This window comes from Enterococcus sp. DIV0561 (assembly GCF_050539875.1).
In the GTDB taxonomy this organism is placed as follows: Bacteria; Bacillota; Bacilli; order Lactobacillales; family Enterococcaceae; genus Enterococcus; species Enterococcus faecalis.
The window spans coordinates 2,059,716-2,082,428 of the sequence record NZ_CP172927.1; the positions used below are offsets into that span (position 1 = coordinate 2,059,716).

The following is a 22,713-nucleotide window of genomic DNA, read 5'->3' on the forward strand; positions in this document are numbered from 1 at the left end:
AAAAAATCACTAGTGATTTTTTCTCGTTTTTTTTAAAAGACTTGAACGCCTTCTTGATCAATATTGAAAATTTGGATGCTCGCTTTGGTAGATAATTTCTCCAAGCTTTGAACAATTTCGTTGGTTCGTTCTTCTGGCGACAAGATTAGCACAGTTGGACCAGCACCGCTTAAGAAAGAGCCATAAGCACCTTTTTGCTGAGTTAAACGACGAATTTCTTTTAAATGAGGAACCAATGAACGACGATACGTTTCATGCCATTTATCTTGTTCCATCATTTTGCCTGCTAAAGGTAAATCTCCGTTTAAAATTGCGGCAATCATAACATTGGCAATTGAGCTGGCCGTAACCGCTTCTTTATAAGCCAATTTTTCGGGCAAAACAGCACGACTTTTTTCGGTAAATAACGGTTCCTCTGGAATAAATGCAATGACATCACACATTGGAAAGTGATGTTTGACATGGTAGACTTGGTTTTCTACATGGCTAGCCACCACGAAATCTCCTAAAATAGCTGGGGCCACATTATCAGGATGTCCTTCCATCTCTGTGGCCAAACGGACCTTTTCTTTAGGGGACAAATTTAAATGTGCTAGTCGGTTAGCTAATTCAATTCCTGCTACAATTACACTTGAGCTACTGCCTAGTCCTCTTGCAAGAGGAATGTCAGAAACCATCCGAATAACTTTTGGTGTTAATTCTGGTGCAATTTTCAATGCCGTTTGAATTAATAAATTCTCTTCATTAGTAGGGATCTCTTCTCCCAAAGTATGTTGAATTTCCCAAAATTCACTTTCACCTAAAACGTTGATTGTTAAATAAGCGGATAATGCAATGCCACATGAATCAAAGCCAGGTCCTAAGTTGGCACTAGTGGCAGGTACTCTTATTTTCATAGTGTTGCGACTCCTTTTCGTAAGTGCAGACGCATTTCTTCCACGTCACTCATTTTTGAAATAGCTACTTCTGTCTCCATTGCTGTATCAGGATCTTTCAGCCCGTTACCAGTAAAAACTGCCACGACGGTTTCACCTGCTTTGATTTTACCGCTTTTAACATGTTGAATGACTCCAGCTAATGAAGCAGCCGAACCAGGTTCAATGAAAACCCCATCTTGAGCAGCAATTTTTCGGTAAGCCGTTAAAATTTCTTGATCTGTCACGGCATCAATGAAACCACCCGATTCATCACGTGCCTGTTCTGCTAATTGCCAACTAGCAGGATTTCCAATCCGGATCGCTGTTGCCACGGTTTCAGGTTGCTCAATCACTTGGCCTTTCACGATCGCTGCGGCACCTTCTGCTTCAAAACCATGCATTCTTGGTAAAGTTGTTCCTTGTTTTTCATGCCATTCCTTAAAGCCTTTCCAGTAAGCGGAAATATTGCCGGCATTTCCAACTGGAATCGCTAAGACATCGGGCGCTTGACCTAATTGTTCACAAACTTCAAAAGCTGCTGTCTTTTGCCCTTCTAAGCGATAAGGATTCACTGAATTAACTAGCGCAACTGCCTCAGTTTTCGCAATCTCTCGCACCGCTTTTAATGCTTCATCAAAGTTACCTGGAATCGAAATAATGTCCGCCCCATACATAATAGCTTGCGCCAATTTTCCCAGTGCGATTTTCCCTTCTGGAATCACTACATACGCTTTAATACCTGCTCTTGTGGCATACGCAGCAGCGGCGGCACTAGTATTTCCTGTAGAAGCACAAACAATCGCTTTGGCACCTTCTTCTACCGCTTTTGCTACAGCCATCACCATCCCGCGATCTTTGAATGAGCCAGTGGGATTTAAGCCTTCGTATTTTCCATATAATTGAATACCTAATTCTTTGGATAAATTAGGTAAAGGAATCAGTGGCGTATTTCCTTCGGCTAAAGAAATCATTGGTGTTTTTTCTGTTACGGGCAAATACGCTTGATACTGTTTTAACAAACCTTCATACATGTTTACTCATCTCCTATAACCTTCATTACATTCAATAACTGAAAGGCTTCCGTATTTTGAATAGCTGTCACAACTTGTTGCATTTGTGCTTTTGATATCTGGTGTGTAATGGCAACAATTCTTGCTCGCTGTCCATCTGATCTCTGTTGAACTAATTGATCAAAGCTGACTTCTGCTTTAGTCATTAATTGTGTCAACTGCAAAAATTGTCCTGGTGTATCTGGAACATCTAACGAAAAATAGTACTGCCCAAATACATTTTCGGAACGCGTCAATTGGGTTTTATGTTGATACGAATTGAACATATGGCCAGTCGTTGTCAAGCGAATGTTTTTAGCAATCGTAATTAAATCACTGACAACACTGGTTGCTGTCGGTTTAGCGCCAGCTCCTGGACCGTAATACATTGATTCGCCCACGCCTGCACTTTTTATAAATACTGCATTGTACTCATTACGAACAGATGCAATAGGATGCTTTTGATTGACTAGCATAGGCGCCACTTCCACCGAGATACTATTCTCATTTTGTTCAGCAGAGCCAATCAATTTGATTTCATACCCCAGTTGTTTAGCCATAGCGACATCATCTAAAGACAATCCGCGAATTCCACGAATATCAACTTGTGGTAATGAAACATTCATCCCAAAAGCAAATTGACTTAAAATAACCATTTTATAGGCTGCATCGATTCCATCGACATCATTTGTCGGATCCGCTTCAGCAAATCCCAACGCTTGCGCTTCTGCTAAAGCTTCTTCATAACTTTTATCAGCAGAAACCATTTGCGTAAGCATATAATTCGTCGTACCGTTCACAATTCCTAAAACTTGTTGAATATTGTCTGCCGCTAAGCTATTAGCAATTGTTCTTAAAATAGGAATCCCGCCAGCAACACTTGCTTCGTAATATAAATCACAATGATGTTTTTGGGCTAACGCTACTAATTCACTCCCATGTTGCGCCAGTAAATCTTTATTGGCAGTCACAATATGTTTGCCCTTTTCTAAAGCTTTCATGATATACGTTTTGGCTGGTTCAATGGTTCCCATTAATTCCACAACGATTTGAATCTCTTTATCTTCTAAAATATCATCAATTGAAGTTGTTAAAGACAGACCGTATTCTTCCGCTTGCGCTTGTTTCGTTTCAAGATTTCGGACAAATGCTTTTTCAATGACTACATTCATTCCTGTCACTTGTGAAATTTTCTCTTGATGTTCTTTCAAGAGAGTTAAAACGCCAGTGCCTACAGTCCCTAATCCTAGTAACCCGATCTTTAAGGTATCCTTCATTTTTACCTCCATCAACAGCGCTATTCTAGTTACGCTATTTTTTCCTACTTTTTATCGATGTTCAATATGCTCAAAGGTCTGATTTAAAATATCTATTACATGATGATCATCTAATGTATAAAAAATCGTTTTTCCTTCGCGACGTGCCTTGACAACCCGGCTATCTCTTAATAATTTTAGTTGATGAGAAACGGCGGACTGTTCCATTTCCAATTGTTCACTAATCGCCGTTACGTTATGCTCGCCTTCTTTTAAAAGTAGCAAAATTCTTAAACGTGTTGGATCACTTAATACTTTATATAATTGACTTACTTGTTTGATTTCTTCCATTTGTTTCATTATAGTCGCCTCACTTTGCACTCATTATAACACAGAGTTTTTTAAAATAAGAACTGCGATTGTTCTTTCCTACGAAAAATATGGCACAAAGAAAGTTGGAAAAATGACAAACTTGTCGATTTTCCAACTTTCTTCATCTATTCGTGGTTGGCTTGCTGAACTGCATCCATCACGGCATAACGGAAGCCATTTTTTTCTAGAGCTACAACACCGCGAATCGTACTTCCTCCTGGAGAAGTCACTTCATCTTTCAATGCTCCTGGATGTTTTTTCGTGTCTAAGGCTAAGGTCGCCGTTCCTTTTATCATTTGAGCGACAATTTCATAAGATAAGTCTCTTGGTAACCCTTCTAAGACTGCTGCATCTCCCAATGCTTCCATAAAGATATCAACAAAAGCTGGACTGCAACCAGCCACAGTACCAAAAGTTTCCAGTTGCGCTTCACGAATTTCTTTGACTAACCCTAAAGTAGCAAGAAGTTCCATTACCAGGTCCTTCGTTTGGCCTTCAATTGTTGGTGCCAAGGCTACGCCAATCACGCCTTGATTCACGCTGACTGGTGTATTAGGAATGGCATGAACAACTTTGGCTTCTTTATTGCCAAGGGCCATTTGTGCTTCTTGTATGGTATGACCTGTTGCAACAGAAACCAATAGACTTTCGTTGGAAAAATGAGGGGCTAATTCCTGAAGGACAGGTAACACGACCTTTGCTCCTGTCGCAATAAAAATAACCTTACATTCTTGGAAAAGTGCATAATCTGTGACAAGTTGAAAGCCCCACTCTTTTTGAAGTGCTTCTGCTGTTCCACTTGAGCCACCTTTCACATATAAATGTTCCTTCTTGACTGCCTCAGCTTTCAGTAACCCTTTAATCATGGCACCGCCCATACTGCCAGCACCGATAAAGCCAATTTTCATAGCATTCCCTCCTTAGTTAAATAAAGTGTTTGTGTCAAAAGTCAATTAGCTTTTGACACAAACACTAACATTCGTACTTTTTTCCGTACAGCTTGTTTCGTTTATTTTATTTTGTTAATTCATTAACGACTGCTTCAAACGCAGCAATTTTTTCAGAAGCTTCTGAACTACTTGTTGCTTTTGTCGCTAGATAGAATTTAATTTTTGGTTCTGTTCCTGATGGTCGGATAGCAATCCAACTACCATCTTCTAAATGATATTTCAACACATCAGAAGGAGGCGTTTGTAATTGTTCTGTTTGACCATCTGCAAAAGTGCGTGTTAATTCTTTAAAATCTTCCGTTTGAGCAACTTGAATCCCGGCAAACTCAGTTGGGGCTTGTTCACGACATTTTGCCATTAAAGCTTTGATTTTACCGCTGCCTTCAATTCCGCTCATTGTTACGGAAATAGTTTTTTCTTCAAAGTAACCAAATTCTTCAAAGATATCTTGTAAACCATCGTATAATGTTTTTCCTTGTTTTTTATAGAAAGCCGCTACTTCTGCTAATAAAACTAACGCTTGAATTGCATCTTTATCACGAACAAAAGGTTTCACTAAGTAACCATAACTTTCTTCAAAACCAAACATAAACGTTTGACTGTGGTCTTCTTCGTATTGTTGAATTTTTTCAGCAATAAATTTGAAACCTGTTAAAACATTAAACATCTTCGTATTATATTTCTCAGCAATCGCTGTAGCAAGTTCACTAGAAACGATTGATTTTAGAACCGCAGCATTTTGAGGCAACGTGCTTGCTTGTTGATGGGCTTCTAAAATATAATGAATCATAATTGAACCTAATTGATTTCCTGTTAATACTTGGTAGTCTCCGTTTGGCATCCGCACAGCAGCACCTAAACGATCAGCATCTGGATCTGTTGCAATCAATAAATCAGCGCCTTCTTTTTCCCCTAAACGAATCGCATATTCGAATGCCGAATGTTCTTCAGGGTTTGGTGACTTAACTGTAGTAAAGTCAGGATCAGCAACAGCTTGCTCAGGTACTAAAACAAATTTTTCAAAACCGGCTTGTTTTAATGCCTTTTCTCCTAACATTTTCCCAGTTCCATGTAAGGGAGTGTAAACTAATTTTAATTCTTTACCCATTTCGTTAATTAATTCTTGATTAATCGTAACTGTTTTAATTTCTTTCAAATACGCATTATCGACTTCTTCACCAACAATGTTAATTAAACCGCTGTGGGCAACTTCTTCATCTGATAAGACATCAATTTTCAAAGGATTTTCGATACTACGAACATATTTAGTTAATGCATCTGCATCAGCTGGCGGCATTTGACCACCGTCTTCACCATAGACTTTGTAGCCATTATAGGCAGCTGGATTGTGAGAAGCCGTAATCATGATTCCCGCAAAAGCTTTAAAGTAGCGGACTGCAAAAGATAATTCTGGTGTTGGTCGTAAGCTTTCAAACACAAAAGAAGGAATATCATGTTTAGCTAATGTTTTAGCTGCTTCCATTGCAAATTCTGGAGACATATGACGTGAATCATAGGCAATGGCTACACCGCGACGTTTTGTTTCAGGATTTTGCGTATCCATAAAACGTGCAAGCCCTTCTGTCGCTTGACGAACTGTAAAGATATTCATCCGATTAATACCGGCGCCTAAAATTCCACGCATCCCGGCAGTCCCAAATTCTAATGGTGCGTAAAATGCATCTTCACATTTTTCAGGATCTGTATTTAAGTCCTTTAATTCATTTTTTAAATTTTCTGGAATATTTTCTTCATTTAACCATTGTTGGTAAACTTGTTCCCAAGACATGGAAAACACCTCATTTGTTTTTTTGTTTTTACTTTTTAAGTATAGCATTGGATATTCGTTTAGAAAAGGGAAGTTGTAGCGTTTTCTCTCAGCAAATGATTTTTATAAGAAAAATCTTACTTACTGTTCTATTTTTGTTTGTCTATTTTCAGAAAGCTGTCGTGTAATCCGTACCATTCGCTCACAAAAAAGAGGCATTTCTTCTGGTGAAATTCTGGAACAATTCAAGCGAATACTTCCACGTTTTTCACTAAAAGCGACACTTGGTGCTACCAAAACACCTTCTCGTAAAAACACTTGCCAATCTTCTGGCTTAAGTGCCCCTTGACGCCAATGTGCCCATAAATAAAAGCCGCCCTTTACTGGCGAAACTTCCCATTCTGGTAACGATTTAAATACTTGATATACAGCTGTTGCTCGTTGTTCCACTTGTTTATTTAATAACGTAATTTTTTCAGAAAAAGAAGAATCTTCAATCGCCATTTTAGCGAGCATCTGCGGAAAAATACTCAACGAAACATCCATCATTTTTCTGGCTTCTGCAATTTGTTTCGTCACGGAGGCGGGCGCACTTAACCAACCAATTTTCGTGGTCGAACCTAAAATTTTTGACAACGAACCGATATACAAGACATTATCTGGATCTAATTTTTTTAAAGGAGGAATTTCTGTTTTCGGGATAAAACTTAACTGCCCAAAAACATCATCTTCTAAAATAGGAACTTGATACGTTTGACAGACTTTCACAAGCTGTTCTCTTTTTCTTAAAGGCATTACTGTCCCAGTGGGATTTTGAAAGGAAGGATTAACCATAACCATTTTGATGCGATGTTGTCGAATTGTTTGTTCTAGCGCTTCAAGATCAATCCCTTCCTCTGTCATGGGTACACCAAATAAGCGCACACCAGCAGCTTGGAAAATTGGTAAGGCATAGAAGAAAGATGGATCTTCTACGGCAACACTATCTCCTTGTCTCAATAAAACTTGCAAAACTAAAAAAAGTGCTTGTTGCGCACCTGAAGTAAGCAATAAACTTTCACTTGGTAAATGAAGCTGATATTCCGTTGCTGTAATGGCTTGGATTTCTTTTCTTAACGGCAAATAACCTAATTCATCTTGTGCTTCCTCTTTTAAAAATTGTTTCCAATTTAATGCTGGAAAATCGAAACTGGGAATTAAGTCTAACGGTAACTCACCTGTATACATATCTAAGTCAGTCGGCAAATTTTGTTTAGCACGTAACTCAATCTCTGCCACCAAGGGATGAACTTGTTTGAACACATTTTGTTCTAAATAACGATGCCAATCCGTTCGTGGCGTCATCATTACCCCCCATTTTCCTTCGTTGACGATCGTTCCACTCCCTCTTTTTCGCACAATCCAGCCTAAGTCCACCAGTTCATCTAATGCATGAACAACGGTTGAACGATTGACAGACAAGTATTCTGCCAGTTTACGTTCCGAAGGGATTTTTTCACCTGGTAATAATTCGCCTGTTTGAATCTTTTGAACAATCATTTCCATAATACTCCGATAAATGGGAACACTTTGTTCTTTTTTAAGTTGCCACATAGCCATCACCTCAACAATTGGATGAGTTAAAAGTAATCCAGTTTAATGCTTTTGTCAATCGAAAATACAAGAAAAGTGGGACAGCCGTTTTGACGAATGTCCCACTTTTCTGTTTTACTATTAACAGGTTTGTCTCAATGTTTGTGTAAAAATGCTTGGATGGTGTTATAAAAGATTCCTGCGAACATAAAGATTAACCAACTAAACCGCCAATCCCCTAAAACAAAACTAATAAATAAATAGAGTGCAACAACTAAGGGCCAATAAACGGATGCAATAATTGCACCGACAGGATTTCCCACAGGTCCTTCCTCTGTTTTTGTTTGTTGAGGGGCAAAATCAGGATGACCAACATGTTCTGAATAAAAATAAGTTTCATTCAACAATTTATTAAAACTTCCTTTAATTACTCCACCAAATATAAACAAGAAGACACCAACCGATACTAAAAAGAAGAGCCAACTAATCCCCATCGTTCCATTATAATATTGTCCGCCCATCATTTGATGCATGGAACGGCGCATCATCAGATGAAGGCCACTACTAAAGACAACAACTGGGATTAAACCCAAAATACAAAAAACGACGCCCGCTGCCATACAAAAAATAAATGATCGTTGAAAACTTTGTTCTCTTTGTGCAACTTCTTTTTTTAACTTAGTCGGAATCAATCGTTGCCCCAGTTGTTTATCCATTGCAACAAACCGATTACCAGCAACAATAAATAATGGAACGCCAATTGCCACACCTATGAAAAGACAAACTAAACCGAGACCGTTAGAAAGAACACCACGCATACCAACCAGCAAGCCAACACCCACCATGATTGCAACAACACCAAGACCAATTTGAATAGCACCTTTACGTTGGACAGCTAAATAGTCAAGTCCTTCCTCCACTGAAATTTCTGGCAAACCGTTCATTGAATCGTTTGTTTCATCCACTTGTTTATTTTCTAAATTCAATTCTTCCATTAATTCATCAATAGTACCAAATTCAGAAATAATTGTACCAATTGCTTCATTTTCCGATTTTCCTTGGCTGAGCAAATCTTCATAACGATCCTCAGCATTTGCTAATAAATCCGCCTTTAATTGTTTTGTTTCAGATGTTTCAACAACGCCTGAAAATAAGCTATCAATAAATTCTTCTATAATTTTCATTTTCCCATCTCCTTTACAAATGCTTCGACGACGTCTTTTGTTACTTCCCATTCTAGTAACTTTTCCTCTAAATAACGCTCTCCTGCACGGGTTATTTGATAATAGGTCCGCTTTTTGCCATGCGTTACTTCTCCTGGAAATGATTCAATGTAGCCATTTTTCTCTAAACGTGTAAAAGCAGAATAAAGTGTCGTTTCTTTAATCGAATATTGTTCTTTAGAAATTTCACGAATGCGTTTAGAAATCGCATAACCATATGAAGCGCCGGATTGTAAGATTGAGAGAATAAAGGTATCGTTGTATCCTCGAATTGCATCACTACCAATCACATAAATTCCTCCCTCAAGTACTTCAACTATCGTACTACGTCTGTCGTTGTAATTATCTTAACACGATTACTACGATAGGTAAAGTAAAAAAAGCACGTAATGCAGAAATCATTTTAATTTCTGCACTACGTGCTGTCTTCTTTTCAGTCTATAGTTGAATCTTAAATGGTATCACCATTAAAAATAGAATTTTTTACAATCACATAATCAACTTTACGAATCGCTTCTAAATCGCGACCTCCCGCGTATGAAATGGAAGATTGTAAATCTTGTTGCATTTCGACTAAAGTATCTGCCAACTTCCCTTTATGGCGTAACCAGATTTTTTTCCCTTCAACGTTTTTCTTTTCGCCTTTTTGGAATTCAGAGGCGCTACCAAAGTATTCTTTGTAAACAACGCCATCTTCCACTTTTGTTTCACCTGGTGATTCTTCATGTCCAGCAAATAGTGAACCAATCATGACCATAGTTGCCCCAAAACGCACAGATTTTGCAATGTCTCCATGGGTCCGAATCCCACCATCTGCAATAATTGGTTTCCGAGCAGCTTTGGCACACCAACGTAAAGCCGCTAACTGCCAGCCACCTGTCCCAAAGCCAGTCTTAATTTTAGTAATACAAACTTTTCCTGGTCCAATCCCCACTTTGGTGGCATCGGCTCCAGCGTTTTCTAATTCGCGAACGGCTTCTGGTGTTCCAACATTGCCCGCAATAACGAACGTTTCTGGTAAAAATTTTTTTAAGTGTTGAATCATATTAATCACCGCATTTGAATGACCATGGGCGATATCAATTGTCACGTAGTCAGGAACTAAACCTTCTCGGGCTAACGTTTCAACAAAAGCGTATTCCCCTTCTTTCACGCCCACACTAATTGACGTGATCAAGCCCTTTTGTTGCATTTTTTTAATAAATGGCACTCGCGCCTCTTCATCAAACCGATGCATGATATAAAAATAACCATTTTCAGCAAGGGTTTCCGCAATCGTTTCATCAATAATTGTTTGCATGTTCGCTGGAACGACAGGCATTTTAAACGAATGTTTTCCTAAAGTTACTGTAGTATCACATTCAGAACGACTATTCACGATACATTTATTGGGAATTAATTGGACATCTTCATAATCAAAAACTTTCATACTTACTGCCTCCTAGTTATTTACAAAAATAACGTAAAAACCGAACATTCGGTCATTTAACGTTCGTGTTTACAAACACCATTGTTAATTTACACTATTCACCGCCACTTGTCAAAGGCGTTTTAACGAAAATTAATCTTTTTACCCTTCTTGAACGTTTGGTAAAATGGCCTGCAATAAAATAGCAACAATTGAGGCAGTTGCCACGGGTGAACTAAATAAATATTGTAAAAATTGTGGTAAAGTTTCCAAAAACTCTTTTGGTAACAATGTCAACGCTAATGTCATAATAATCGGAACGGCAATTACATACATCTCTTTTTCATGAATTGTTACATCACTCATGACTTTCATTCCACTTACAGAAATGATGCCACAAACAACCACAAAAACGCCGCCGATAACTGGTGCCGGAATGGCCGAAATCAAGGTGGAAAGTTTTCCAGATAAACCAAATAAGACAAACCACGCACCTGCAGCCACAAAAACCTTGCGACTAGCAACTCCAGTGATTGAAATAATCCCAGCATTTGTAGAGTAACTAGTTACTGGCGTGCCGCCAATGAATGAAGAAACTAAGCAACCTAAGCCTTCACCAATTACGCCGCGATTAATTTTTTCTTCGGTCAAAGGTTCAGCGACAACATGACTCACAGCAAACCAAGTGCCTGTTGTTTCCGCCATTAAAACCAGATAAATAACTAACATCGTGGCAATAGCTGACCAATCAAATTGGAAAGAAAAGTTAACTAATGGTAACTGAGGCAAACTAAACCAAGCCGCTTCACTAACGGCTGATAAATCAAGTACCCCTAATAATTGTGCCGCGATGCTCCCAAATAATAATGCCAAAATGACAGAAGAAACGCGGAAAATCCGCCCTTTTTTCAAAGCAGAACCTAAGAGCGCAAAGAAAATCAACGTCCCCGCTGCTATAAATGCTAATAAAATATTTTGTCCTAATTCCCCTTTTGCGTGGTAAATATTATCCGATAAAGCGACTGGCATTAACGAAAGCCCCACCACAAAAATAATTGTTCCTCCCACAATTGGTGGAACAAATTTAGTGATTAAACGATTAAAGATACCAGTAAATCCTAATATAATAACAACAATTGCCCCCACTAAACTAGCACCTAAAACTGCGCCCCAGCCATTTCCTTGTTGGTTATTGGCAAAATAAATTCCTGCAATTGCCCCGATTGGAATAAATGAAGGGCCTTGCGCAACTGGTAATCTCATACAAAAATGAGATTGAATAATCGTGGCAAGTCCTGCTGCTATGAATGTTGCTTGGATTAAAGAAGACGTTTGTGCTGTGCTAATCCCAATAATTGAAGCAATGATCACAGGTACGACGTACACGTCCATTGCTAAGACATGCTGAATCCCTAACATAGTGGCCTGCCCAAAAGATACTGAATCTTCTGGCCCCACTGTTAAATGAAGATTATTTTGTTTCTTTTCACTCATTTTTTATGCTCCTTTAGTTGCTGACATTAAATTTTTATCATGTACTTTTTCACCTTGTACCCAGACTTCTCGAATATTCTCTGGTCGTGCTAAATATAAGATTTTTTGGAAAATATCAAGCAATGATTCCCCTGGATTTTTAGGGATTCGTGCTTGTGACAAGCTTGTATTAATAATTTGAACATCCCAAGCATACCCTTTTTCTAATTTCCCAATTGGCAAACTTAGCGCTTGGCCACCGCCAGCAGTAGCTAAATAAAACGCTTCATTTACTGTAATCCGTGCTGTTTTAACACCTCGTACTTCTGGTTTTTTTGTAGCATCGACGCCATCTTCTAACATTCTAGAAGAAATAACCGCTTGCTTTAAATTGTCAAAAAGACTTGGTGAAAAACCACCTGAAAGATCACTACCTAAACCAACTTCTACTTGATGTTGATGTACTAATTTTGCAATCGGTGTTACTGCATTACCAAAATAAGCATTGGAGATTGGGCAGTGCGCTACAGCCGTCCCTGTTTCATGGAATAAATTCATATCTGCTTCTTCTAAAAAGCCTGCATGTGCCATCACTGCTTTTTCTGTCAATAAACCAAAATCATTCAATGCTTGAGCATCATTTTTTCCAAAACGTTCTTGAACAAATTGATGTTCCCAATCACTCTCACTACAATGACTTTGAACATGGACTTGATATTTCGCTGCTAATTCTCCTAATCCTTTAAGTGCTTCTTCTGTACAACTAGGAATGAAACGCGGAGTTACAACGGGATATACGCCTTGTTTTGTTTGCTGCGCTAATGTTTGAATTTCTTGAATAAACCGTTCCGTTTCTTCTAATGCTTGTTGCGTTGTTTGATCACGATAGTATTCAGGATTCTCATTAAGATCATCCATTACAACTTTACCAATTAAGCCACGCTGCCCTTTTTCCGCACAAATCTCTGCCAAACGACGGCTAGCTTCATAATGAATGGTTGCAAAATAAAGGGCTGTTGTTGTCCCATTAGCTAACAATTGGGTTACCAGTTCATCATAGACTTGTTGGGCAAATGTTAAATCTGCAAATTTGGACTCTAAAGGAAACGTGTACGTATTCAGCCATTCATACAATGGAATATCCAAGGCGGTCCCAGATTGTGCCCACTGAGGTGCATGGACATGTAAATCAACAAAGCCGGGTAAAAGATAAGAATCTTGGGGCAATTCTTGAAAACGTTGTGCCTCTTTTTGTTCTGCTAGCACAGTTTCATACGCTTCAGCATCTGGTTCAATTATTTCCTGAATTACTCCGGCCTCATCTATACAAAAAAGTGTCTCTTCATAAACTTTAATCTCTTGCAAATTTTTACTAGAAAAACCTGTTCCTTTTATTACAAAATGAAACATTTAATACTCCTCCTTACTATCACATGAAGATTATACATAAACTTTCGCTTAATAACTATAAAAATGTGATTTTTTTTTTAAAAATCCATGTTCAAACAAGCAAAAACCGAACATTCTAAGAATGATTTATTTTTTCTTTGGATAAACAAGAAAACTTTCTATTCTTAAGATTCTTCGGTATACTTGAAGAGAATCGTTAGAACTTTAGGAGGTCCTGAGATGATACAGATCGAACAAATTAGAACAGGTGTTATTCAAGAAAACTGTTATCTTGTTTATAATGAAGAAGCATTATTAATTATTGATCCAGGTGCAGAAGGAGCAAAACTAATTCAAGAAATTACCCGTTTAGGGAAGAAACCAGCCGCTATTTTATTAACACATACTCACTATGATCATATTGGTGCGGTAGAAGAATTGCGCCATCATTATCAAATCCCTGTTTATGTTAGTCCATTAGAACAAGCGTGGCTTTCCAATCCTATTTTGAATCTTTCAGGATTAGGCAGACATGATGATATAGCAAATATTATTGTTCAACCCGCCGAACATGAATTTAAACTAACCGATTATGAAATTGGCGGCATGAAATTTTCCGTAGTCCCAACACCTGGTCATTCAATTGGTAGCGTCAGCTTTGTCTTTGATGATTTTGTTGTTGTTGGGGATGCATTGTTTAAAGGTAGTATTGGTCGTACCGATTTACACACTGGTGATATGCAACAATTATTACACAGCATTACGACCTATCTATTCACTTTACCGGAAGAATTTCCTGTTTATCCAGGCCATGGTGATGCCACAACCATTCAACATGAAAAAGCCACAAACCCATTTTTTAATTAGAGATTTATTCACTATTTAAAGAAACTTAGGAGGAGTAGCAATGACTGAAGCAACGACACTTTATATTATTCGTCACGGAAAAACGATGTTTAATACGATTGGCCGTACCCAAGGCTGGTCAGATACCCCCTTAACCAAACAAGGAGAAGAAGGCATTTATCATTTAGGCTTAGGTCTTAGAGACATAGACTTTAAGGAAGCCTATAGTAGTGATAGTGGTCGTGCCATGCAAACCGCTCAGATTATTTTACAAGAACATCAAAACCACCAAAAGATTCCTTACCTAACCGATAAACGGATTCGTGAGTGGTGTTTTGGTTCTTTAGATGGTGGCTATGATGGTGAACTTTGGGGTGTGGTGCCACGCATTTTAGCTTTTAAAAGTTATGAGGACATGATGACCACGAAGATTACCTATCGCGAGTTAGCAAATGCTATTATTGAAGCCGATACGGCTGACTGGGCGGAGCCTTATGAAGTTATCCGTGATCGTGTTTGGTCTGGTTTCGAAGATATCGCTCATCATCGAGAAAAAAATGGTGGCGGCAAAGTCATGGTGGTTTCCCATGGACTAACAATTTCCTTTTTACTTTCCTTAATTGATGCAAGTTTGCCTATGCAGATGGCACTGGAGAATGGTAGCGTGACGACCTTAACTTACGAAAAAGGAACATTTACCATTCAAGGAATTAATGATATTTCTTATATTGAAAAGGGAAAAAAGATCGCTGAAAAGCGCCGTTTATTGTAAAAAAAGAGAAGGTTATCTGTCAAAATGACAGATAACCTTCTCTTTTTGTTTATTCTTTTAAACGTTCTACATTTTTTCTTGAGATTTGAATTTTTTCTAAGGTTTCCTTATAGTTTTTTGCTGCATAAGCAAAAAATAAAACATCGACTACATACAATTGTGCCACCAAGGAAACAGTAGCCGCACTTCTCAATGGCACGTCTTCCCCACTAGAGGTTTGGAGGACGATATCACTTTTTTCACCAATCACTGATTTTTCATCTTGTGTGATACTAATAATAGGAATCCCTTGCTGCTTCGCTAAATCAGCTAAAGTACTTGCTTCTTTATTCGTTCCAGAATTAGAAATAACAATAAAAACACTAGGCTTTTCTGTTGAGCCTAACATAGAAGCAAATAAATGATGGTCCAATGTTGTAAATACCGTTCGGCCTAATCGCGTAAATTTTTGATAAATATCTTGAGCAACCAACGAAGAGGCACCTAATCCATAGACAAAAATTACTTCTGTTTTTTCCAACAAATCAACGGCTTCATTCACTGCGACATCCTCCAATGTCTGACCGCTTCGCTCAACCACATGAACAAAGCGCGCTTGTAACTTTTGTTTAATGTCAGCTGTTGATTCCCCCTTAGTAACTTCAGTGTACATTTGCTGCTTCATTTGGCCAAGATTTGCAGATAATAAAAGTTTCAACTCTGTGAAGCCATTCACATCCATAGAATGACAAAAGCGAATAATTGCCGCTGGACTTGATCCTGCTTGTTTCGCTAGCTCTTGCGCATTCATTGAAATAACTGTTTCTGTATTTTTTAAAATATATTCTGCGATTTTTCGTTCTGATTTTGGTAATTGTTGTAGACGATCTTGGATAGATAAGACAATATTTTGTTGCATAAACACCCCTCCTGATACACCATTTCCTACGCAATTAAATTTTAACAAAGAAAAAGGGAGAAGCCAAGTTCTCCTTTTTCTATTTATTATTTAGTTGTTTGCATATCTTTAGGAATCCCAAAGAATAACGTTGCTACAAAACCACCTGCGTAAGCAGCCAATAAACCTAATACATAAGCAAGCCATTGGTTGTTGGCAATTAATGGAATTAAAGCCACCCCACTTGGTCCAATAGCAATCGCACCAACATTACCGAAGGCCCCAATCACCGCACCACCAATACCACCGCCGATACAAGCAGTAATGAATGGACGTCCTAATGGTAAAGTAACTCCGTAGATTAATGGTTCACCAATACCTAAAATCCCAACTGGCAAGGCACCTTTAATCATTTCAACTAATTTTTTATCTGATTTACAACGAATCCATAATGCTAAAGCTGCACCGACTTGTCCCGCACCAGCCATGGCCAAGATTGGTAATAACAAAGTCATCCCTGTTTGATTAATCATTTCAATGTGGATTGGCGTCAAAATTTGATGTAAACCAAACATTACCATTGGCAAGAAGGTTAAACCAAGAGTAAAGCCAGCAACCATGCCACCTTTTTCTAAGACAACATTGATAATACCAACTAAGCCATTAGAAATAGCTCCGGCTACAGGCATGATTAAGAAAATAGTTGCTAAGCCAATCACTAAAAGTGAAATGGTTGGCGTTACGATAATATCAATTGATTCTGGGACAATTTTATGCAATTGTTTTTCTAACAAGGATAATAACCATACGGCAAAAATAACACCGATAATTCCGCCTTGTCCTGCAGATAATGTTCCCCCAGTGAAAATATTACTGATTGGAGCATCTGGATTCATTCCTGTCAACATTGTGACTGCCCCAATAACACCACCCAACGCTGGCGTTGCACCAAAAACGCTGGCACTGTTAATCCCAGTGTAAAGAGCTAAATAAGCAAAAATCCCATTTTTAATGATATTTAAGACATCAATATATTGTTGCCATGAAGCTGAAATATCACCAGCAACAACTAAGTTAGACATAACAGCTGCAATCCCGCCAATAATACCAGCCCCAACAAAGGCAGGAATCATTGGAACAAAGATACTAGAAATGGCTTTTAACACTTTTTTAAATGGTGAAGTGTTATTTTGTTTCGCTTTTTGTTGTGCTTTCATTTGAGCGGCTTTTTCTTCTACTAAATCTTTTCCAGATTTGCCTGCTGAATCATCAGTTGCGGTGCCATGATTAAATGGTTCTCCCAATTTGACACCTGCTTGATCTACCATTTCTTGTGCAACCTTGTTAACAGTCCCTGGACCAACAACTACTTGCAACGTATCGTCTTCTACGACGCCCATAACGCCATCAATTTTTTTCAATCCTTCAATATCCACTTTGTCATAATCGCGGATATCCATACGAACACGAGTCATACAATGAATGACTTTGTCCACGTTTTCTTGACCACCAACTTCTTTATAAATCCCATCAGCAATGCGTTTAATTCTTTCTTCTGCCATGTTAAAACACCCTCCTAATTCCTTAATTTAATGTATTCTTGATAAATTGATTCCCGTCAATTAATTTTTGTGTTGCTTCTTCTTTAGTACTATCAGTTAAAATCATTACAATTGCTAACTTCACATTTTCTTCTGCTTCTACAAATTTTAGTTCGGCAACTTCATAACTACAACCCGTTGCTTCCATAATAATCCGTTTGGAACGCTCCACTAATTTTTCATTGGTTGGTTTTACATCAACCATTAAGTTATTGTAGACTTTCCCAATACCAATCATGGAAATAGTTGATAACATATTTAAAATTAATTTTTGAGCTGTCCCAGATTTCAAGCGAGTCGAACCTGTTAAAAATTCAGGTCCTGCATCTACTTCAATCGGCATTTGCGCATATTTACTAATTTCGGCATTTTTATTACATGCCACAGTTGCGGTAGCTGCTCCCACCGTTGTAGCATATTCTAAACCGCCAATTACGTAAGGCGTCCGACCACTGGCTGCAATCCCAACAACAATGTCATTTGCTGATAATTTTAGATCAACTAAATCTTGACGACCTAGTTCTTTTGAATCTTCGGCACCCTCTACTGCGACAGTCATTGCTTTTTGACCACCAGCGATGAGGCCTTGAACCATCTCTGGCTCGACGCCAAAAGTTGGTACGCATTCGGCTGCATCTAAGACACCTAACCGACCACTCGTACCAGCGCCCATGTAGATCAAGCGGCCGCCTTGATTGAAGCTTTTGATGATGGCTTCTACCACTGGTTCAATGGCTGCTAATTCTTGACCCACTGCAATTGCAACTTTTTGGTCTTCTTGATTCATTTTTTGTAAAGCTTCTTTGACACTCATCTCATCTAAGCCCATTGTATTTTCATTTCTACGTTCAGTTGTTAAGTTTTCTAAATTCATTCTCTATCGTTCCTTCCGTGACTAGCGTAAATTGATTGCCTGCCTTGATTAACGGCAATATCGTTTGATCTTTTTCAATAATTTGTGTAATCGTATTGACTTTTTCATCTTTCGGCAAGTCCACCAGTGTGACTTGAATTTCTCCCATATAGCGACCATATTTTTCATTATCAATCGTTACGGTTCCCACTGGACGGGCTTCAGTCTGCTCTGACTCAATCGTTGCAATTTCATCTTTTCTGAACATTTCACTCGTTCTTGATAATTCACTTCGCAAAACATCTCTTGCAGCATCTAAACGATTGGTATGAGTCCCAAGTATTCGCTTCAAATAGCGGCTCTTGCTAGGTGCTACTTCTAACAGAAATTGATTGGTTTGGTGATAATAACCAAATTGAGCCATGGTTCGCTCACTAATTTTGGGATCACCAATATAAACAGCATCGACATAAGGATCAGCCATCAAACCAACGGCAGCGGCGAAAGGATTTTGCCCACGATGTTTTTCTAATGTTGGTAAACCAGCAAAAATTGGGCCTCTTGTTTGCCCATCTCCTGGCACAAAAGTAAAAACTTGTAAGCCTAATTCTTTAAGCCAGCGGTTCTTTTCATTAAAAAATGTTGTTCCAATGCCTGTTTCAGGTCTTGGATAATAATTATGCCAAGCTTCTAAGCGAGAAAAGTCCGCTTGGTGAGCCTTTAACTCAGCCACTTCTTCCAGTGTAATGGTACTAGCATTCAATCCTATATCAATCTTATGTGAAGCATGAGCCATTTGTTCTATCGTAATGCCATAGTCCATCCGGAGGCCAGTTACGCCCAACTCAATTAAAGGCTCTAATTCATCGAAAGAAAAACCCGCTCTTTTTAACGCTTCACCTGAAATATCTACCATAATTTTCATTTTTTCTGCCTTAGCAATTGCCCCTAAATCAGTCAAGCGTTGGCGGTAAAGGGAAGTATCATCTTCTGGAATGTGTAAAGAAGTGAAAATACCATCAAATCCAAGCGCTTTCATCTTTTTGATATAAATAATTGTATCGTTTGTAATCTCTTCACCAAGAAAAACTGAAATACCATACATCTTTTTAGCTCCTCTCTAATACGCTTTCATTATAACTTGTTTGAAATAATATTTCAACTATTTTTCTAAATATTTTTTAATTCCAAAATAAAATTTTATTTCTGTTCAAAAAAAAACGAGCGTGGAACAAAAATCACTTTGGATTTTTGCTCCACGCTCAAAAACTGATAAACGGCGGGAACAGAACCAACTCCTTCGGAAATAAGCCGAAATTCTCCAAAAATCAAAGATCAATTTTCGGAAATTTCTTCTTATTTCTCGGAGCTAAACAGTTCTGTCCCGACCTCGTCTAATGCATTAATTGGCTGTGGCAGAGCCAACTGGTGTACCAGCTGTAACCACGCCAGTTTTCTCTAACGAAAATTGTGCTACTTTATCCATGTTGGTAATGATGACAACCATTTCAGTTCCTTTACCAGCTGCTTTAATTGCTTCTAAATTAGCAATTGCGACCACCGTATCTGCAGTCACTTGGTCGCCTTCTTTCACTTTAATAGTGAACGGTGCCCCGTTTAACTCCACCGTATCGATACCCATGTGTAATAAAATTTCAAGACCGTTTGTCATTTTTAAACCAATGGCATGTTTTGTTTGGAAAACGCTTAAAACTTCTCCTTCAATAGGTGCATAAATTTCACCATTTTCTGGAACTACTGCGTAGCCATCTCCCATCATTTTTTGTGAAAAAACAGGATCATTCACTTCACTAATTGGGATAACGGTTCCATTGGCAACGGCATACATTGTATTATTTTCGACAACTTCATTCTTTTTCTTCAAAAATCCAAACATTTCTCTTCCCCCATTTTTTAAAGTATCACTAGTATAGAAAAAAGTTTCATGAATTACAAGTGGCACCTTTGTATAATTCTAAAATTTATTTTAAAATAAGAATTTGCATTGGCATTTACTTTGTCAGCGGGTATACTTATACTTGATGTATTTTGCATTTATTTCAGAAAGGAATGGTGACATGCTTTTTGCTAACCTATGGAAAGCAATTATTCTTGGTATTATCGAAGGAATTACCGAGTGGCTTCCAATTAGTAGTACCGGACATTTAATTTTAGTGGATGAGTTTATTAAACTCGATCTAAGTAAAGATTTTATGGAAATGTTCAACGTCGTTATCCAATTGGGAGCAATTATGGCGGTTGTTATTTTATACTTCCACAAATTGAATCCTTTCTCACCAAAGAAAAATGGCGAAGAGAAAAAAGATACTTGGATTCTTTGGTCTAAAGTCTTAGTCGCTTGTTTACCAGCGGCAGTTATTGGTCTAAAATTTGATGATTATTTAGATGCACATTTTTATAACTTTTTAACAGTATCGATTATGTTAATTGTTTATGGGATTGCTTTTATTATCATTGAAAAACGAAATAAAAATGTTGCACCGAAGTGTACTAATCTAAAAGACTTCACTTATAAAGCCGCTTTAATCGTTGGTGCTTTCCAAGTACTGGCATTAATTCCAGGAACTTCACGTTCAGGAGCGACCATTTTAGGGGCAATCTTAATTGGGGCTTCACGTTTTGTTGCAACAGAGTTTTCATTTTTCTTAGGAATTCCAGTAATGTTTGGAGCAAGTTTTTTAAAAATCTTTAAATTCTTGGCCAAAGGAAATACGTTTGGATCAGAAGAAATCATTATTTTATTAACTGGCTCTATTGTTGCCTTCGTTGTTTCCATCATTGCGATTAAATTCTTATTGAATTACTTGAAGAAAAACGATTTTACAGTTTTCGGTTGGTATCGTGTAATTTTAGGTGCGATTTTAATTGGCTACTGGTTATTCTCATAAAAAATAAAACCGTTGCTTTCAACAGTGAAAGCAACGGTTTTATTTTTTTAAATCGCCAAACGTTATTCGCTCAATCTCCTGTTCTTCAAACCACTGACGAACACGAGGATCACAAATCGTTGCTAATTCTTTACAGCGTAAAGTGGTATAAGAAGAATTGTCTAACACAAATTGATCCAAATATCCAACATCAAAATGCATCTCAGCAATTGCCGATTCCGGCATCCGTAATAAACCAAAGTCATCTTCTAAAAAATTCTCCACTGATACGCCTTCGTGAATATAAGATAACGCGCCAGACTCTAACAAATGTGTCACCTGGAAATAACCTTGTTGCGGTGGATATTCTTTTTCCCCACTATATTTCAGGGTTGTATGAAGTCCGTACTCTTCTGCTAATTCTAAAAATACTTGATCAACCACTTCATCCCCAATCGAGTGGCAATCAAAATGTTCAGGATAATGTCCAGTTAGTTCCTTAAAGCGCGTCAATTGTGCAATCGTTTCAAGTCGTACTTCTTCATATACGAAGGTTACTTGCTTTTGTTGACGATAATAAGAAGAGCGATGAAAATTGCCTTGTTCATCTACCAGTGAAGGAATCATACATGGGTCCGCACAAGGTTTCCCTAATAAAAAATTCGTATGCTGACCTACAAATAAGCCTGGATAATTTTTTGCTAACGCAACGGCGTGTTCTGCTGTTGGTAAATTGGGCATCAAAAGTGTCGACGTCGTTAAACCATCGACATAACTTTTGATAATGCCATGATTAATCGCTTCTGACATCCCAAAATCATCAGCATCAACAATTACTTTAACCAACAGCTCCCCCTCTTTTCTTTACGTATTTTTGATGACAATTCCGACAATAATATTAACAGCTGATTCACAATCATTAATCGTGCGCTCAAGCTGATCGTAAACATCTTTCCACTTGATAACTTTTAATAAATCTTTTTCGTTGGTCATCAAATCTTTCATGGCGCTACTGTATAATTTATCGCCTTGAGATTCAATCGTATTCACTTCATCAATCAATGAAACTAACGTTTTAGAATTCTTAAATTTTGCAAATTCCTTCGTTGCTGATTTAACGCCTTCTGTCGCTTTAACAATATAAGCAGTTAATTCTAGCGCGGGCGTAATCATTTCTTCGACAACTAAATGATCAAGTAAATAAGACAAACTATTAATGCTATCAATAATGTTATCTAAGTGATCCGTAATATCGACAATATCTTCTCGATCAATCGGCGTAATAAAGGAAATATAGAGTTCATTTAAAATTTTGCGAACAATTTCATCATTCTCTTTTTCCAATTGATGAATCACTTCTGATTTTTTTACTAAGTTTTCTAATGAATAATTGTCTACAATTTCTTGCAAAACCTTTGCCGCTTCATAAGCATTTGTTGCTAACTGGTTTAATTCTCCAAAATAATCAAATTGTTTTTTACGTGCCATGTTTTTCTCTC

At 37.9% G+C, this 22,713-nt stretch carries 22 protein-coding genes; 3 read left to right on the top strand and 19 right to left on the bottom strand.

Annotated features, from left to right (window positions below):
- Positions 1–32 precede the first annotated feature (32 nt).
- From thrB to guaD, 12 genes are all read right to left on the bottom strand, one after another.
- Entirely contained in the window at positions 33–896 is an 864-nt protein-coding gene (gene thrB / locus IGM13_RS09890; protein WP_002420036.1) for a homoserine kinase, read from the bottom strand.
- Complete coding sequence (thrC, locus tag IGM13_RS09895; protein WP_002356733.1) at positions 893–1,948, bottom strand: threonine synthase; 1,056 nt, start codon at positions 1,946–1,948, stop codon at positions 893–895. The genes thrB and thrC overlap by 4 nt, the downstream gene beginning before the upstream one ends.
- 2 nt (positions 1,949–1,950) lie before the next feature.
- The gene (locus tag IGM13_RS09900; protein WP_010715370.1) at positions 1,951–3,243 is read right to left on the bottom strand and encodes a homoserine dehydrogenase; all 1,293 of its coding nucleotides are present in this window, start codon (positions 3,241–3,243) and stop codon (positions 1,951–1,953) included.
- 51 nt (positions 3,244–3,294) lie between these two features.
- Entirely contained in the window at positions 3,295–3,603 is a 309-nt protein-coding gene (locus IGM13_RS09905) for an ArsR/SmtB family transcription factor (RefSeq protein ID WP_002382758.1), read from the bottom strand.
- Positions 3,604–3,719: 116 nt separating this feature from the next.
- On the bottom strand, positions 3,720–4,502 hold the full coding sequence (gene proC, locus IGM13_RS09910) for a pyrroline-5-carboxylate reductase (protein ID WP_002382757.1): 783 nt from the start codon (positions 4,500–4,502) through the stop codon (positions 3,720–3,722).
- 106 nt (positions 4,503–4,608) lie between these two features.
- Positions 4,609–6,333 carry a phospho-sugar mutase gene (locus tag IGM13_RS09915; RefSeq protein WP_033591653.1) on the bottom strand — a complete coding sequence of 575 codons (1,725 nt, stop codon included), beginning with the start codon at positions 6,331–6,333 and terminating at the stop codon, positions 4,609–4,611.
- Positions 6,334–6,453: 120 nt separating this feature from the next.
- Positions 6,454–7,905 carry a PLP-dependent aminotransferase family protein gene (locus IGM13_RS09920; protein ID WP_025188663.1) on the bottom strand — a complete coding sequence of 484 codons (1,452 nt, stop codon included), beginning with the start codon at positions 7,903–7,905 and terminating at the stop codon, positions 6,454–6,456.
- Between the two features lie 134 nt (positions 7,906–8,039).
- Positions 8,040–9,068, bottom strand: a complete 1,029-nt coding sequence (locus IGM13_RS09925) for a permease prefix domain 1-containing protein (RefSeq protein ID WP_002415717.1) — start codon at positions 9,066–9,068, stop codon at positions 8,040–8,042.
- The gene (locus tag IGM13_RS09930) at positions 9,065–9,397 is read right to left on the bottom strand and encodes a PadR family transcriptional regulator (protein WP_002382752.1); all 333 of its coding nucleotides are present in this window, start codon (positions 9,395–9,397) and stop codon (positions 9,065–9,067) included. The genes IGM13_RS09925 and IGM13_RS09930 overlap by 4 nt, the downstream gene beginning before the upstream one ends.
- 161 nt (positions 9,398–9,558) lie before the next feature.
- Positions 9,559–10,536: a GMP reductase gene (gene guaC, locus IGM13_RS09935; protein ID WP_002362677.1), complete on the bottom strand. Its 978-nt coding sequence runs from the start codon at positions 10,534–10,536 to the stop codon at positions 9,559–9,561.
- A gap of 141 nt (positions 10,537–10,677) precedes the next feature.
- On the bottom strand, positions 10,678–12,009 hold the full coding sequence (locus IGM13_RS09940) for a nucleobase:cation symporter-2 family protein (RefSeq protein WP_002359736.1): 1,332 nt from the start codon (positions 12,007–12,009) through the stop codon (positions 10,678–10,680).
- A gap of 3 nt (positions 12,010–12,012) precedes the next feature.
- Positions 12,013–13,398 (bottom strand): guanine deaminase, encoded by a 1,386-nt coding sequence (gene guaD, locus IGM13_RS09945; RefSeq protein ID WP_002380594.1) that lies wholly within the window; start codon positions 13,396–13,398, stop codon positions 12,013–12,015.
- A 219-nt stretch (positions 13,399–13,617) separates the two neighbouring features.
- On the opposite strand from guaD, the gene IGM13_RS09950 reads away from it, so the two are divergent.
- Positions 13,618–14,244: an MBL fold metallo-hydrolase gene (locus tag IGM13_RS09950; RefSeq protein ID WP_002356716.1), complete on the top strand. Its 627-nt coding sequence runs from the start codon at positions 13,618–13,620 to the stop codon at positions 14,242–14,244.
- Positions 14,245–14,284: 40 nt separating this feature from the next.
- The gene (locus IGM13_RS09955) at positions 14,285–14,995 is read left to right on the top strand and encodes a histidine phosphatase family protein (RefSeq protein ID WP_002359733.1); all 711 of its coding nucleotides are present in this window, start codon (positions 14,285–14,287) and stop codon (positions 14,993–14,995) included.
- 49 nt (positions 14,996–15,044) lie between these two features.
- On the opposite strand, the gene IGM13_RS09960 is transcribed toward IGM13_RS09955, so the two are convergent.
- From IGM13_RS09960 to IGM13_RS09980, 5 genes are all read right to left on the bottom strand, one after another.
- Positions 15,045–15,893 carry a MurR/RpiR family transcriptional regulator gene (locus tag IGM13_RS09960; RefSeq protein WP_002382748.1) on the bottom strand — a complete coding sequence of 283 codons (849 nt, stop codon included), beginning with the start codon at positions 15,891–15,893 and terminating at the stop codon, positions 15,045–15,047.
- An 86-nt stretch (positions 15,894–15,979) separates the two neighbouring features.
- Entirely contained in the window at positions 15,980–17,434 is a 1,455-nt protein-coding gene (locus tag IGM13_RS09965; protein WP_002382747.1) for a PTS transporter subunit EIIC, read from the bottom strand.
- A gap of 22 nt (positions 17,435–17,456) precedes the next feature.
- The gene (gene murQ, locus IGM13_RS09970; RefSeq protein ID WP_002381571.1) at positions 17,457–18,347 is read right to left on the bottom strand and encodes an N-acetylmuramic acid 6-phosphate etherase; all 891 of its coding nucleotides are present in this window, start codon (positions 18,345–18,347) and stop codon (positions 17,457–17,459) included.
- Positions 18,322–19,431 carry a DUF871 domain-containing protein gene (locus IGM13_RS09975; protein WP_002382746.1) on the bottom strand — a complete coding sequence of 370 codons (1,110 nt, stop codon included), beginning with the start codon at positions 19,429–19,431 and terminating at the stop codon, positions 18,322–18,324. The genes murQ and IGM13_RS09975 overlap by 26 nt, the downstream gene beginning before the upstream one ends.
- Positions 19,432–19,728: 297 nt before the next feature.
- Positions 19,729–20,289: a PTS sugar transporter subunit IIA gene (locus tag IGM13_RS09980; RefSeq protein WP_002382745.1), complete on the bottom strand. Its 561-nt coding sequence runs from the start codon at positions 20,287–20,289 to the stop codon at positions 19,729–19,731.
- Positions 20,290–20,404: 115 nt separating this feature from the next.
- On the opposite strand from IGM13_RS09980, the gene IGM13_RS09985 reads away from it, so the two are divergent.
- A complete protein-coding gene (locus IGM13_RS09985; RefSeq protein WP_002356708.1) occupies positions 20,405–21,235 on the top strand; it encodes an undecaprenyl-diphosphate phosphatase in 831 nt (276 codons plus the stop codon).
- Positions 21,236–21,274: 39 nt separating this feature from the next.
- Here IGM13_RS09985 and IGM13_RS09990 read toward each other — a convergent pair whose 3' ends face one another.
- Both IGM13_RS09990 and IGM13_RS09995 read right to left on the bottom strand, forming a co-directional pair.
- On the bottom strand, positions 21,275–22,060 hold the full coding sequence (locus IGM13_RS09990; protein WP_002420031.1) for a ChbG/HpnK family deacetylase: 786 nt from the start codon (positions 22,058–22,060) through the stop codon (positions 21,275–21,277).
- Between the two features lie 18 nt (positions 22,061–22,078).
- Positions 22,079–22,702: a DUF47 domain-containing protein gene (locus tag IGM13_RS09995; protein WP_002378551.1), complete on the bottom strand. Its 624-nt coding sequence runs from the start codon at positions 22,700–22,702 to the stop codon at positions 22,079–22,081.
- Between the last annotated feature and the right edge of the window lie 11 nt (positions 22,703–22,713).